Below are 217 nucleotides of genomic sequence, written 5' to 3'. Positions count from 1 at the left end.
CTCGCAGAACAGCAGTTTCGTGCGATCGAATTCCGGCGCGAATTTCTTCAATTCGTCCGCGAGCAGGCTCTTCTGAAACAGCTTTTCCTTCAGCCAAAGCGGGATCGACATCTTGAAGGAGGAAAAGCCGCGCGGCGCCAGCGCGACATAGGTCTCCAGCAGGCGCTCGAATTTCAGGAACGGCTTGTCGTAGAACACGACATGGTCGAGCGCGTCC

1 pseudogene is annotated in these 217 nt (G+C 56.7%); it reads right to left on the bottom strand.

Annotated elements, in window-relative coordinates:
* Window positions 1-217: pseudogene (locus tag KJQ96_RS39830) on the bottom strand (hypothetical protein); the annotation flags it as partial.

It is taken from the genome of Bradyrhizobium sp. sGM-13 (assembly GCF_018398875.1).
Lineage (GTDB): Bacteria > Pseudomonadota > Alphaproteobacteria > Rhizobiales > Xanthobacteraceae > Bradyrhizobium.
Note: the sequence above shows the minus strand (reverse complement) of the source record. Positions and strands in the feature narration are given on the sequence as shown.